General features: G+C 69.0%; 12 protein-coding genes and 2 pseudogenes. 10 read left to right on the top strand and 4 right to left on the bottom strand.

The annotated features are described in order from the left end of the window. Nucleotides 1-40: 40 nt before the first annotated feature. On the bottom strand, nucleotides 41-790 hold the full coding sequence (locus OG700_RS12535) for a hypothetical protein (RefSeq protein ID WP_405612856.1): 750 nt from the start codon (nucleotides 788-790) through the stop codon (nucleotides 41-43). A 177-nt stretch (nucleotides 791-967) separates the two neighbouring features. After that, nucleotides 968-1,132 carry a hypothetical protein gene (locus OG700_RS12530; RefSeq protein ID WP_405622268.1) on the bottom strand — a complete coding sequence of 55 codons (165 nt, stop codon included), beginning with the start codon at nucleotides 1,130-1,132 and terminating at the stop codon, nucleotides 968-970. Here OG700_RS12530 and OG700_RS12525 point away from each other — a divergent pair. The 10 genes and pseudogenes from OG700_RS12525 to OG700_RS12480 all read left to right on the top strand — a co-directional run bounded on the left by OG700_RS12525 (nucleotide 1,086) and on the right by OG700_RS12480 (nucleotide 10,668). Continuing rightward, nucleotides 1,086-2,337 (top strand): annotated as a pseudogene (locus OG700_RS12525) (tetratricopeptide repeat protein). The gene OG700_RS12530 and the pseudogene OG700_RS12525 sit on opposite strands and share 47 nt — an antisense overlap. Before the next feature lies 1 nt (nucleotide 2,338). Beyond that, nucleotides 2,339-2,870, top strand: a pseudogene (locus tag OG700_RS12520) (NUDIX domain-containing protein). Nucleotides 2,871-2,993: 123 nt separating this feature from the next. Continuing rightward, a complete protein-coding gene (locus tag OG700_RS12515) occupies nucleotides 2,994-4,646 on the top strand; it encodes an AAA family ATPase (protein WP_405612854.1) in 1,653 nt (550 codons plus the stop codon). A gap of 296 nt (nucleotides 4,647-4,942) precedes the next feature. Next, nucleotides 4,943-5,278, top strand: a complete 336-nt coding sequence (locus tag OG700_RS12510) for a hypothetical protein (protein WP_405612852.1) — start codon at nucleotides 4,943-4,945, stop codon at nucleotides 5,276-5,278. A 113-nt stretch (nucleotides 5,279-5,391) separates the two neighbouring features. Next, the gene (locus OG700_RS12505; RefSeq protein ID WP_405612850.1) at nucleotides 5,392-5,568 is read left to right on the top strand and encodes a hypothetical protein; all 177 of its coding nucleotides are present in this window, start codon (nucleotides 5,392-5,394) and stop codon (nucleotides 5,566-5,568) included. Nucleotides 5,569-5,762: 194 nt separating this feature from the next. Further along, on the top strand, nucleotides 5,763-6,515 hold the full coding sequence (locus OG700_RS12500) for a GntR family transcriptional regulator (protein WP_405612848.1): 753 nt from the start codon (nucleotides 5,763-5,765) through the stop codon (nucleotides 6,513-6,515). Between the two features lie 267 nt (nucleotides 6,516-6,782). Then, nucleotides 6,783-6,950: an SPOR domain-containing protein gene (locus tag OG700_RS12495; protein WP_405612846.1), complete on the top strand. Its 168-nt coding sequence runs from the start codon at nucleotides 6,783-6,785 to the stop codon at nucleotides 6,948-6,950. Between the two features lie 78 nt (nucleotides 6,951-7,028). After that, a complete protein-coding gene (locus OG700_RS12490; RefSeq protein WP_405612844.1) occupies nucleotides 7,029-7,448 on the top strand; it encodes an NUDIX domain-containing protein in 420 nt (139 codons plus the stop codon). Nucleotides 7,449-7,537: 89 nt separating this feature from the next. Next, nucleotides 7,538-7,963 carry an ATP-binding protein gene (locus OG700_RS12485; RefSeq protein ID WP_405612842.1) on the top strand — a complete coding sequence of 142 codons (426 nt, stop codon included), beginning with the start codon at nucleotides 7,538-7,540 and terminating at the stop codon, nucleotides 7,961-7,963. Nucleotides 7,964-8,109: 146 nt separating this feature from the next. Continuing rightward, nucleotides 8,110-10,668, top strand: a complete 2,559-nt coding sequence (locus tag OG700_RS12480) for a SpoIIE family protein phosphatase (protein WP_405612840.1) — start codon at nucleotides 8,110-8,112, stop codon at nucleotides 10,666-10,668. An 83-nt stretch (nucleotides 10,669-10,751) separates the two neighbouring features. Here the strand turns inward: OG700_RS12480 and OG700_RS12475 are convergent, their stop codons facing one another. Both OG700_RS12475 and OG700_RS12470 read right to left on the bottom strand, forming a co-directional pair. After that, entirely contained in the window at nucleotides 10,752-11,462 is a 711-nt protein-coding gene (locus tag OG700_RS12475; protein WP_405612838.1) for a PspA/IM30 family protein, read from the bottom strand. Nucleotides 11,463-11,503: 41 nt separating this feature from the next. Beyond that, a complete protein-coding gene (locus OG700_RS12470; RefSeq protein WP_405621643.1) occupies nucleotides 11,504-13,549 on the bottom strand; it encodes a TPM domain-containing protein in 2,046 nt (681 codons plus the stop codon). Nucleotides 13,550-13,732: the final 183 nt, after the last annotated feature.

Genomic DNA, 13,732 nt, shown 5'->3' with positions numbered 1-13,732 from the left:
GCGCGAGCTGGCCCGCCCCGGAGCCGTACGGGGGGCAGGGTTACTCGGCTGCAGCCACGCGGTGGACGTAGACCTGCTCGATCCAGCCCGTCTTGAACTCGGCAAGGTCGTCACGGAAGTTGGCCATCGAGGCACCGTAGGGCGCGACGACGCCGCCGGACTGGTCCGGCACGGACTGGCAGCCGTGCACGAGCCGGCCACCGAGCGCCGCATGGGCCTTGATGGACTCGATCCGTCGGTGCTCGTTGAACCAGCCGCCGTGGTAAACCTCGTCCAGCATTCCGCCCGTCGCCTCGTCCAGGTCGAAGACGACGGAAGTGGCGGCAGGGAAGAACCAGCACGGGCCGACGTTGGAGATGTGCCCGTTCAGCTCGACCTTGTTGAGCGCCATCAGCGTGGCCGCCTCGCGCAGCATGCGCAGGTGGTCGGCGGTGATCTGCGGCATGCCGAGGCCGGCCAGGTGCTCCTCGCGGAAGAGGTACGAGTACACCCCATACGCCGTCGCCAGCACGCGGGCGGCGTCGGAGGTGGACTCGCCGTGGTTCTTGATGAAGTCGAGCGCGAGCTGTTCGACCGCGCTCTCGGTGGTCTCGTCCACGTCGAGGAGCTGGGCCTTCACCAACTCCCAGTCGGCGACGAGCCAGGTGCTGGACTCGAAGCGGAAGAAATACTCGGCCGGATCGATGGTGATACGCCGGCCGTCCACCTGGATGCCGGGCAGGCGATTCCAGCGCGGGTCGAAGGCGTCGGGCAGCTCGACCGTGATGGTCGCGGTGTCGATGGTGGTCACCGTGTCTCCGTCTCTGATCGTCCGGGCCAAGGCATAGGAATGCCCGAACCCGTTGGGGCGTACGGAACTTGGGAGCCGCCCGGCCCGCGATGCCGTGAGTTGAGCGGCTGTCGATAAGTGAACCGCCCGCTACGCAGAGTGGGTACGGTGTGACCGAGGTCAAGCGGTATACACGGTTTACAGATCCGGAGCGGAGGCGATCGTGCCGGCACCGACCAGCGCCAACTCCCGCCTGCGCGACACGATCAACGCCACCGGGTGCACGTATGACGCGCTCGCCAAGGACGTACGCCGCATCGCCGCCGAGAACGGCGAACTGCTCCAGACGAACAAGTCGGCCATCTCCCACTGGGTGGGCGGTGCCCGCACGCCGACCGGCCAGTACCTCGCCGAAGCCCTCTCACGGCGGCTGGGCCGCGTCGTCACCCGAACCGAGCTCGGCCTCCACTCACCCGACACGGAGTCGCCACCAGACACCGACCCCGTCACCGCGGTCACCGACCTCGGCCGTGCGGACGTCGAGCGCCGCCGCTTCCTCGCCATCGCCGCCTTCACCACGGCCGGCGTGGCCATGCCGCTCCTGCACGACCACGAAGCCACCTCGCGGATGCTCCGTGCCCGCACCGCACGCTCCCTCGTCGGAAGCGACGACATCGACGTCGTACGACAGATCACGGCAGCCTTCAGCGCCGCCGACGAACGGCTCGGCGGCGGGCACGGCCTGACCACAGTCACCGCGTACCTCGCCGACACGGCAGCCCCCATGCTGCGCGGCCGCTTCCCCACAGACCTTACGCCAGGCCGCCTTCGGCGCCGTCGCCGAACTCGCCTACCTCGCAGGGTGGAAGCACCACGACCTTGGACACGAAGGCGCTGCCCAGCGCTACTACCAGGTCGGCTACCAGCTCGCCTGCGAAGCCGACCCCCACGGCCATGCCGCCTGGATGATGCGCGCCCTCGCCCACCAGTCCCTCAGCCTCAAGCAACCCCACCACTGCGTGGACCTCGTCAAAGGAGCCCTCACCTGCGCCCTCGGCCACGTAGACGGCCAGACGGAAGCGCTCCTCCACATCACGCACGCCCGCGCCTACGCAGCCGTCGGCGAGAACCCATTGGCCGCCCGAGCTCTCCTCGCCGCCGAAGACGCCCTCCTACGTGAAGACGGGCCCCAGCCCAGCTTCTCCCGCGTTAGCGGCCCAGCAGCAGGCACCGTGGCCAGCCACACCGCCCGCACCCTGACCGACCTCGCCGACCACATCGGTACGGAACAGCAGCACCGCGACGCGCTCACCCGCTGGGACCCGGAGAAGTACAAGCGCGTCCACGCCCTCACCCACGCCGACCTCGGCGACAGCCTCGCCGCCCAGGCCCGAGCCGACGAAGCGGTCGCGGCCTGGACCCAGGCCCTGGTCCTCATGGAGGGCATGACCTCAGACCGCACCCGCAAGGCGATCACCTCGATCCGCTCGACGCTCGCGATCTACCAGCGCCGCCGCGTCCCCGGCGCCGCAGATCTCGCCCGCCGAGCCCGCGAGGCCCTCGCTTAACATGCCCAACAACCTGCCCGACGAAGGGAACCCCGTGGCTCAGCAGACCGACAACCGCCCCCCAGCCCTCAAGCCCGCGCTCAACTCGATGACGCTGCTGGTCGCGGCCGTCATCGTCCACGACAAGGCCACCAACCGCGTCGTGCTCCTCCAGCGCAGCGAGAACGCCAAGTTCGCCCAGGGCCTGTGGGACCTCCCCGTCGGCAAGAGCGAGCCTGGCGAGCCCATCACCGAAACGGCGGTCCGCGAGCTCTACGAGGAGACGGGCCTCACGGTGAAGCCGGAGTCCCTCAAGGTCGCCCACATCATCCACGGGCGCCTGGGGCGTCGAAGCCCCCAACGGCTTCCTCACGGTCGTCTTCGCCACCTACGAATGGACGGGCGAACCCGAAAACCGCGAACCCCGCAAGCACGCCCAGGTCCGCTGGGTCGCCGCCAACGCCATCCCGGAAGCGTTCGTCGAAACCACCGCCAGTGCTCTTCATCAGTACTTGGATGGCAGTGCTCAAGTATCACTTGACGGGTGGGACTGAGCCCACGGATCCCAAGCGGGCAAATCCCGTATCAACCGATGACGACAGGGGAGACGCAAGGTGCCGGGGCCATCCGCATCACAGCATTCGATCAGAAAGTGCGAGCAGGAGTGGCTCCAAGGGGTGTCGCACCTGAGGCTGGGCGACCGGGACGCTGCGGCTAAGTCGTTTCACGCGGCCGCCACGCACGACCCGCTTGCCGCCGATGCCTGGCTGGGACTTCACGCAACGGGGCAGCTCCAGGGACAGGCGATCGAGGCCATGCACGGCCAAGCCCAGTCCTTCGGCACCATGCGCACAAGGTTCCAGGCCCCGTTGTCCTCTCGGTTCCAGATCGGGACGTACGTCACCTTCCGTCTGGAGACGTCCCGCGACCTGTGGCTCGCGCGGGCAGCGAAGTTCTTGGACGACGGCCTACTCGATGAAGCATGGAACATGCTCTCCCACGCTGTGCTCGATTGCGACGAGACCCGTTTCGTCTGCGCACGTTACGCCGTCCTGAAGAAGGACTGGCCACTCCTTCTGACCTTTGCTGAGGGAATCAGGGACTCCTTCCTGCGGGATGAGTCGCAGCTCTGTGTTGCAGCCAGCCTCATCGCCCAAGGCGTCTATCACGAGGCGCTCAACGTGCTGAATCCACTACCGCAAGCCCTTGCCGACAATGCTGGCTTCCTCGGGGAAACTGCCTATCTGCGTGGCCGTGCGTACGAGCAGCTCGGCCGGGCGGAGGAAGCTCTGAAGCAGTTCCAGACAGCCTTCCGGTACAGCCCGACCTTGGGAGATGTGGCTCAGCGAGCGAAGGTGGTTGCCTCGCCTGCTGCGCGTGTGCCCGCCCAGGCTGTTGGGGCTGTGCGGGCAGAGAGTGACGGCTCCTCCGATGTCACCTTGAGTGAGGGCGAGCGTTCGACGTTGTTGGACGAGGCGATGACCGAGCTGGACGAGATGGTTGGCCTCGCTCCAGTGAAACGCCAGGTGCGCAGCCTTTCGGCACAGCTGAGAATGGCAGTGGTGCGCAGAAATCAGGGCCTGGCTGCGGCGCCAGCTCCACAACACTTGGTATTTGCCGGGCCGCCCGGTACAGGCAAGACCACGGTGGCCCGCGTCGTCGGCAAGGTCTTCGCCGGGCTCGGTCTGCTGGCTCGAGGCCACGTCGTCGAGGCCCAGCGCGTTGACCTCGTGGGACAGCACCTCGGAGAGACGGCGATCAAGACGTCTAAGATCATCGACGAGGCTCTGGGCGGCGTCCTCTTCATCGACGAGGCATACGCACTGTCCAACACCGGGTACTCGGGCGGTGACGCCTTTGGTAAGGAAGCCCTGCAGGTGCTCCTCAAGCGAGCCGAGGACGACAGGCACCGTCTGGTTGTGGTCCTTGCCGGGTATCCGAACGAGATCGCCGAGCTCCTATCGGTCAACCCGGGTCTCGCCTCCCGGTTCAATACGCGGGTGGACTTTCCCGCCTATTCAGCAGACGAACTTGTGCTGATCGCGGAGTCGTTCCTGCGATCCCAGGGGGACGCCCTTACTGACGAGGCTGCGGTTGCGCTGCGCACGTCATGTGAGCTCGCCGTCGCCAGCGGGTTGATCGACCGTCTCGGCAACGGCCGCTTCGCGCGGGAATTCGCTCGGAAGGCCGCCGCGGAGCGGGATCTGCGGATCTACGACTTGCATGGCAGCTCCGGAGTCCCGTCGCAGGGCGAGGTCACCACGTTGCATGTGGGTGACGTCATGGATGCGTACCACGAGCTCACTCAAGACGTTCCGCTAAACCGGTGACTGAGCAGTTCCGGCTGTCCCGCAGTCCGCAGGTAGTCCGCAGGACACCCGAAAGTGACCATCGGGGGTCAACGCAAACAAACGGCGAAAATGCAGGTCAGTGCCCTGGTCGGGGCTCCGCCGCAGGTCGGGATCGGCCTGCAGACGTTCCGCTTCAACGTCTGACGCCTCACCTGGCACCCCACCGCTTCGTCGGCCTGACGGACAGTTGGGCGTGGGCGCCTCCGGAACTGTTGGGGTGATGTCCCGCGTCTGTGGTCGGTGTGACGACACGATCGGGGACAGCGAGTACACGGATGGCGCGGGCGACGGACGGCTGGGCGGGCTGCCTGGCCGTTGTCGCCGGCTTTGTCACGGGGGTCGTCGCATGGGGCGTCGGTGCGGCGCCCGGTCTGCGCGGAGCCTTCGAGGATGAGCGGGACTGGAGCCTGCTCTACCTCGACGGCCCGGTGGTGATCTTCGGCACGCCTGCCCTCGCGCTGGGGGTCTGGGCCCTGGTGGGTGGTGTGCTGCGGGCCCGGGACCGGACGGCGGCGGTGGCCGTGGTGCTCGTGCTGGCGGCCGTCGCCTGGGGGTGCGGGGAGTGGCTGGAGTGGCGTACGGATCGGTTCACGCGTGATGAATCCTGGTGAACGAACGTGACTTCGGCGAGGTTCCAGGAGGGGGAATCTCGCGGTGGGCATGATGGCTGTCGGCGTGACCGGCCGGCCACGCGTCACCAGGCCGTGCTGAGGGGGTGCACGACATGTCGAATCCGGAACCCCGCCACCACGGGGACAAGGGCGAGGTCAACGCGGTCTTCCGGCGGCCCGCGAGCACCCCCGCCGACGTGCGGTCCCCGTCGGGCGGTGAGACGCACTTCGTGGCGTCCGAAGAGCGCATGGTCTTCTTCATCAAGCACGACACGAACTGGGTGGACTGACGGCGTCGGGCGGCGAGGTGGCGCCACGGCGAATCGACCTGCCCCCCCGAGGGACTTGAGGGGGACGGGCGGTGTGGCAAAGGCCCTGCGTAACCCCCTCGTCGTCACTCCAGGTAAAGCCATGGCTCATGCTTGCGGTCAACAACCAGCGATTGCCAGGGTGTTGCCGTCTGTCAACCTGTTGGGAGTGGCCCGTGGCATTCGGTGAGCAGCCGGCCTATCTGCGCGTCGCGAGTGATCTTCGGCGGAAGATCGTCGACGGTGCTCTGCCGCCGCACACCCGATTGCCGTCCCAGGCCCGTATCCGCGAGGAGTACGGCGTCTCGGACACGGTCGCCCTGGAAGCCCGCAAGGTGCTGATGGCGGAAGGGCTCGTCGAGGGCCGCTCCGGGTCGGGCACCTACGTCCGCGAGCGGCCCGTGCCGCGGCGCATCGCCCGTTCCGGCTACCGGCCGCCGTCCGGCGCCAACCCCTTCCGGCAGGAGCAGGCCGAGGACGGGGCGCGCGGTACGTGGGAGTCGAGCAGCGACCGGGATGCCGTGGCGCCGGAGATCGCCACGCGCCTCGGCATAGAACCCGGCGACCCGGCGATGCGCACGCGCTACGTCTTCAGGGATGCCGGGGAGCCGATGATGCTCTCCACCTCTTGGGAGCCCCTGGAGGTCACGGGGCGCACGCCGGTGATGCTTCCTGAAGAGGGGCCGCTCGGGGGCAGCGGGGTCGTGGAGCGGATGGCGGCCATCGGCATCGTGGTGGACAACGTGGTCGAGGAGGTCGGCGCGCGCCCGGGGCTGGCGGAGGAGCTCCTGTCGCTCGGCGGTGTGCCCGGCCACGTGGTGATGGTCCTGGAGCGGACGTACTACGCGTCGGGCCGCGCGGTCGAAACGGCAGACGTGGTGATTCCGGCCGACCGCTACCGCATCGCCTATCACCTTCCGGTCAGATGACGGTCCGGTGAGCACCGGCTGATCGAGACGTCGCTCTCGTTCGCCCGGCACCATGGCGTGCGCCTCAACAGGGCTTCGGGCATGGGGAGATGGCGGGCGTGTACATGTGTGCGGCTTCGGTGGCGCCGAATCTTCTTGGCCAGATGTGTACCTTTTTGTGCAAACACGCATCCGCTGAGTGAAGGTCAGGCGTAGGCTCGGGCATATGCGGATTGGGGTTTCCAGGAGATCGTCCGAGTGGTGTGGGCCGTTGGCGGGAGGGGTGCGATGACCGACGGCGGCGCTTTGCTTCCCTGGCTGGTCATACGTCAGGACGACAACGGAAACCGGTACCGCGTGGGCAGGTACGCCACGAAGGACGAGGCGCAGAAGGTCGCCGACAGCCTCGGCATCAACGGCCACAAGCAGCTCTACTGGGTCGAACGTCTGGCGTAGACCGGCCGCTGACCTCGTCGGCTCCCGACAGTGACCCCCCGTCCGACGCGCCTCGTCCGTCGCGTTACGCTCCGGCGCATGAGTGAGGGCGGAGCTGCAACGGTCTTGATCGACACAGTCGCGTGGGTCCGAGTGGAGCAGGGCAGGATCCTCTGTGCGCGTTCCCGTGGGAAGGATGTGTTCTACATCCCCGGCGGCAAGCGCGAAGGCACGGAGACCGATCTGGAGACCCTGCTGCGCGAGGTCGAGGAGGAGCTGGCCGTGGCCGTCCTGCCGGTCACGACGGCCCATCTGGGTACGTACGAGGCCCAGGCCCACGGTCAGCCCGACGGCATCCTCGTCCGGATGAGCTGCTACTCCGGCGACTACCGGGGTACGCCGGCTGCCAGCAACGAGATCGAGGAGATCCGCTGGCTCTCCTACGGCGACCGGGCCCTCGTGGCCCCCGTCGACCAGCTTCTCTTCGACGATCTGAGGGCCTCGGGCGAGCTGACATGAGCCTCCGTCAAGATAATTCCTCTCGAACTTCGGGTATGTGCTGATTAACCCCCCTATAAAGGGCATGGGTCTCCCGTCAGTCTGGGGAAGTGGTCGGCTTGATCGAGGCGGAGAGCACCTACGCCGAGTGGACCTTCCCTGCCGAGCCGGATGCCGTACGTACCGCACGCCACGCGGTACGCGACACCCTCGATGTCTGGCGTCTCGACCGACCCGTTCGCGACTCGGCCGTCCTGCTGGTCAGTGAGCTGGTCACCAATTCCCTTCAGTACGCGTCCGGCCCGATCGGTGTCAGGCTGGCTGTTGTTCCCATGGGCACCGCAGGCCTCACCGGTACCGCGCTGCTGGTGGAGGTGTCCGATCCGCTCCCCGATCCGCCGACCGCACGCTCTGCCGGCCCTGACGACGAAGGGGGTCGGGGGCTCCAACTCGTCGCTTGCTCCGCGTGCCGCTGGGGTACGCGCCGGGGGAAGGCGGGTAAGACGGTGTGGTTCGAGCTGCCACTCCTTGGTTAGGAGTGTGGAGGGACAACGATCACGTCGGTCTCGGCTCAAAGAGAACGAGACTGTGCTGTGATCGTGAACGCCGTACCTGTCAGGGCCGTAGTGCTGAATACTGCGGGGATGGCCGGTCCGGTGCGTGAGCTGGAGGGGACGGTCGCGTGAGCGAGATACCTGGAACGGCGGACGGCGTCGTGTGGCAGAGCAGTCCGCCCGGCTCGATCTATGACTACATAAGAGTCGCTTCCTTCTCGATCGGCCCCGACGGGCTGGTCGACCAGTGGAGTCTGCGAGCCGCCGAGCTGTTCGGGGTCGCCCCGGACGAGGTCAGGGGCAAGGATCCGGTCGAGGTGTTCGTACCCTCCGACCTGCGTTCGCGAGGGCGCAACAAGATCGCGGAGATCCTGGACGGCAAGGAGTGGACCGGGCTGGTCCCGTTCCAGGTGCCCGGAGAACGTGGCCTTCACGGTCTCGCCGAGGTCTATGTGATGCCCAGTGAGACCGAGAACGGTGAACGGGCCGCGCTCTGCATCGTCGTTGACGTCCGTGCGCTGCGCCAGATCGAGACGGACCTTGCCTCGTCGCAGGCCGTTTTCGGCCAATCTCCTTTCGGTTTCCTGCTGTTCGGCACAGACCTCACCGTCCAGCGGGCCAACCAGCGCTTCGCCTCGGTCTTCGGCGGCACGGCTGACGACCACCGCGGGCGCACCGTCCACGACTATCTCTCCCGTCCCGAGGCCGATCGGTTGAACGCCTCTCTCAAGCGCGTCCTGGAGACCGGCGAATCCGCCACCGACATCCAGATAGTCGGCGTCGCCCCGGGCGGCAAGGAACGCAGGCACTGGTCGATCAACCTGTACCGCGTGCTCAGCGGAGCCGGCCGTACCATCGGGGTCGCCGGACTCGGCAGCGACGTCACACGCCGTCAGATCGCGGCACGTGAGGCCGCGAGCGCCCGCCGCAACCTCGCGATCCTCAACGAGGCGAGCGCCCGGATCGGCAACTCCCTCGACCTGGAGACCACCGCCAAGGAACTCCTCGGCGTCGCCGTCCCCGGCTTCTGCGACCTCGCGTCCGTCGACCTCTACCAGGGACTGTTGACCGGGGACGAGGCCCCGCCCGGACGCGGCGGCTCCTCCGGCTCCGAGTCCGGCGGTGGCAGCGCCACCCTGCGTCGCGTCGCCTTCGCCAGCGCCGTCGCCGACGCACCCCTGCTCGGGGCCGACCTGACGGGTGAAGGCGCGGTCGAGCCTCCTTCGGTCGGCGCCGTCCACCGGTACCCCTTCAACTCGCCCTGCGCGAACGCCTTGCGCACCGCCCGGGTCCAGACAGTTCCCGGCGGGGCCGGCAGCCTCATCCAGTCCACCTTCGCGGTGCCGATGGTCGCGCACGACACCGTCGTCGGACTCGCACAGTTCTCCCGGACCAAGGGCAGCGAGCCCTTCGGGGAACGGGACCGCGCCCTCGCCGTGGAACTCGCGGCACGCGCCGCCGTCTGTATCGACAACGCCCGCCTCTACCGGAGGGAGCACGAACGCGCGCTGATACTGCAGCGCAGTCTGCTCCCGCCCGGCGACCCCGAGGCCGCCGGACTGGACATCGCCTGCCGCTATCTGCCGGGCAACACCGCCACCGAGGTCGGCGGCGACTGGTTCGACGTCATCGAACTGCCGGGCCACCGCACCGCGCTGGTCGTCGGCGATGTCATGGGACGGGGACTGCGCGCCGCCGTCGCCATGGGCGAGCTGCGCACCGCCGTACGCACCCTGGCCCTGCTCGACCTGGAGCCCGCCGAAGTCCTCTCCGCGCTGGACGAGATCGCCCGCGGCCTCGGCACGCCGAGCGGCGCTCAACAGGCCTCTCGCGTCGCCCACAAGTCGCGGGACGCCGACCTCTCCGAGGTGTATCTCGCGACCTGCGTCTACGCCGTCTACGACCCGGTCACCCGCCGCTGTACCTTTGCCAACGCCGGACATCCCCCTCCCGTGCTTGTCGAACCCGGCGAAGAGGCGCTGCTCCTCGACGTACCGCCCGGCATGCCCCTCGGCGTCGGCGGAGAGCCGTTCGAACAGATCGAGGTCGAACTTCCCGAGGACGCTCTCCTCGCGCTCTACACGGACGGCCTCGTCGAATCCCGCGACCATCCGATCGACGAAGGGCTGACAGCCTTCCGCCGGGCGCTCACCAATCCCGTACGGCCCCTGGAAGACGTCTGCGACCACGTACTCAACACGCTCGACACCCGGCACGGTGAGGACGACATCGCGCTGCTGATGGCCCGTATACAGGGCCTGCCCACCGACGCCGTCGGCGACTGGCAACTGCCGCGCGAGCCTCGCTCCGTCGGCCGCGCCCGCGAGGTCGCCCGCGCCCAACTCCACTCCTGGGGCCTCGAACCGCTGGTGGACACCGTCGAACTGCTCGTCAGCGAGCTGGTCACCAACGCGATGCGCTACGGCGAGGGCGAGATCAGGCTGCGGCTGCTCCGGGACCGCACGCTCGTCTGCGAGGTGTGGGACGCGGGCCTCGTACAGCCGCGCAGACGGCGGGCGCGCGACACCGACGAAGGCGGTCGCGGACTCCAGCTGGTCGGGCTGCTCAGCGCGGCCTGGGGATCGCGCCGGACCCCACGCGGCAAAACGGTCTGGTTCGAACTCGCCCTGCCCGACGGGGACTCGACGGCGGAGCCCACCGTCGAACAGCTCCTCAGCATGTTCTGACCCCGGACCGCGTCCTCCGGCCGGCCCACGAGAACAGGTCGGCCGGGCCGTGCCCGTCATGCGCGCCGGCGGAGGCGGAGGCGTCAGCCGCTCTTCAGCGCGGCCAGCCGTGCCTCGATCTCGGCGGTGTCCCCGAGGCCCTCCAACTGCTCGAACTGGGCGTCCAACGACGAGTCGGCCAGCTCCTGCTTGCCCATCGCCCTGGCCTCCTCCCGCCGCACCTTGTCCTCGAACCGGCCCAACTCGGTCGTCGGATCCAGCACATTGATGTTTTTGACCGCGTCCATCATCTGATTCCGGACCTGCGCCGACTTGGACCGGGCCACCAACTCGTCGCGCTTCGACCGCAACTGCGCCAGCTTGGCCTTCATCTGGTCCAGCCCGGACTTCAGCTTCGCGACCACCTCCGTCTGGGACGCGATCGTCGGTTCGGCGGTCTTCGCCTCGCTCTCCGACTGGAGCTGACGGCCGAGCGCCACCTTGGCCAGCCCGTCGAACGTGTCGCCATCCCCGCCCCGGCCAGCCGAGCGCAGCTCGTCGGCCTTCCTGCTCGCGGCGAAAGCCTTCTCGCCCCACTCCCGCGCCGCGTCCACATCCTCCTGGTGGTCCAGCTCCATCAGGCGCAGATTCCCGATCGTGACGGCCACCGCCTCCTCCGCCTCCGCGATGTTGTTCGTGTAATCGCGGATGAGTTGGTCGAGCATCTTCTGCGGATCCTCGGCCTGATCCAGCAAGTCGTTGATATTGGCCTTCGCCAGCTGGGTGACACGGCCGAGAATCGTCTGCTTGGTCATCGCGCTGCTCCTTCTTCGCCTGATGGACAAGGGGAATCGCGTCAGAAACGGCCGCCGCCGCCCATCCGGCCGCGCGTGCCACCGCCCCCGAAACTGCCAGGACCAGCACCACGGCCACCTCCATGCCCTCCGCCGAAACCGCCGCCAAAGCTGCCACCCCCACCACGTCCGCCTCCGCCGCCGAACAGGCCGCCGAGGATGATCCCGCCGAGCACAGCACCGCCGAGCCCGCGTCCTGCCCCTGATACACCGCCGGGGCCGGACCGGTTCCCGAACGACCGCACATCCTGCTCGGCGAGGCTCTGCGCCTGCCTGGCCAGACCGTCCGCGTGCTGAGCCTCGGCCAGCGCGCCCGGCGCATCGCCCAGCTCCGACAGCGTTCCGGCCTGCTCAAGCCGCCGCTGGCCCTCCGCCAGCCGGGTACGGGCCTCGATGCCCACCGCGCCGCGATGTGTCGTGATGTAGTCGGTGGCCGCGCCGACCGCCGAGCGGGCGCCGAGCAGCGCCTGATCGAGCAGCGCCCGCGCCCGGCGTCCACCCTCCTCGCGCTCGCGCGCACCCGCGAGGGCTTCGTCCAGCACCGCGTCCGCCTCCTCGACCCTGCGCAGTGCGTCGATCGGGTCGTGCGGACCGGCGGCCTGCTCGCGGCGCACGTCGGCCACCACCGCCTCGGCACGCGCGATCCGCCCCCGCAGATCGGCGGTGGACGAGCCTTCCGCCGTACCTTCGAGCAGACCGTGTGCGTCCGCCAGGTCCGTCTCCGTCTCGGTGAGTGAGCCGGGGAGTTTGCCCGCGGCCTCGGCGAGTTCGAGCGAGCGCCGCTCCACCGCGTCGACCAGGGTCGTCACCTGCCCGACGGCGCTCTCCGCCGCCCGTACATGCACCGCCGCGCGGCCGTTGTCGCCCGACTCGATCGAGCGGCGCGCGTCCCGCAGATTCCTCGTCGCGAACACCAACCGGTCGTCGGCCTCTTCGACAGCGCTCCCGACCGGAGCCGAAGCCGACGCCGCCGCGTACCGTTCGCGCATCGCGGCCAGGGTCGCGGCGGCCGTGGCGGTCCTGCCGGCCAGCTCCCGGAACGCGGCCTCGGCGGCGGCCAGCGCCTCCGGGGCATGGCGCTCCATGGCGCGCAGCCGGTCGAAGTCCGCAGACTCGGCGTCCAGCCGGCTGTTGGCCTCCGTGCACCGGGCGACGATCTCGTTAAGCATGCGGCGCCGGGTTTCGTCGTCCTCCGGGAACGCGTCGTCGATCTGCTGGCGCAGCCGGAAGGCGGCCGTCAGCTCGCCCTTCGCGTACGTCACGGCGTCCTGGAACGGTCGCGCGGCGTCCTCACCGAACTGTGCCGTGGCGAAGCCGAGTTCCTCCTGGCTGGTGCGCACGGCGTCGTCCGTGTCGACGAGGGCCAGTCCCGCCCGCTGGTCGAGCTCCGGCAGCGGAGTCTGCGGCGACTGTCCCGGCTCCCCCCATCCTTCCTGCCCGCCCTTCGGTGTCGTACGGGTTGAGGCGCGCCGCTTGCGCTTGACATAGGCGTACGCGGCGAGGGCTCCCGCGCAGCCCACCAGGACGACAGGCAGGACGAGAGCGCTGCCCGATCTGTTGGAGGCGACGTCGGCGCCGGGGTCCGCCGGTCCGGGAGTGATGGCGGGCGTGGGGACGGCCGCACCGGCGGCGACCGCCCGGTAGCCGTTCGCCGCTCCGATCGCCGCGCCCGCCCAGTCGTTCTCCCGGAGAGCCGGTTCGACGGCCGTTCTCGCCACCTCGGCGAGCCGGTCCTCTGTAAGAGGACCGTCGGCGGCGGCGGAGTACGCGTACTGCTGGTCGTGGGTGGCGACGGCGAGCAGGATGTCGTCGCGGCCGAGACCGTTCCGTTCGGCGGTCGCGTCCGCCCAGCTCTGCCCGGTCCGGCCCGAGAAGTCCGGCACATAGGTGACGAAGAGCTGGATACGGCTGTCGTCGTAGAGCCGGTCGAGGGATGCGGTGACCGCGCTCTCGCGGCCGTCGAGGGCATCGACCTTGTCGGTGATCTGACCCTGGCGCGAGAGGGTGAGCGGGTCTTCGGCGCGGGCGTGAGGCGACGCGGCGGGCATCAGCAGCCACCCCGCTGTCACCAGCAGGGCCACGAGGCTCCGACCGGCTGTTCGAGCCCGGCTACGGCTTGCAGTCCGTCTCACATTTGGGAGGCTATGTCCGGCCTCGGTCGTCCGCGACCGGACCGGTGCGCTGCCTGTGGAGGCGTGTGAAGTGCCGGGCCCGGCACCGTTGCGACCGGC

It is taken from the genome of Streptomyces sp. NBC_01508 (assembly GCF_045040315.1).
Lineage (GTDB): Bacteria > Actinomycetota > Actinomycetes > Streptomycetales > Streptomycetaceae > Streptomyces.
This window is presented reverse-complemented; position numbering and strand designations above follow the sequence as displayed.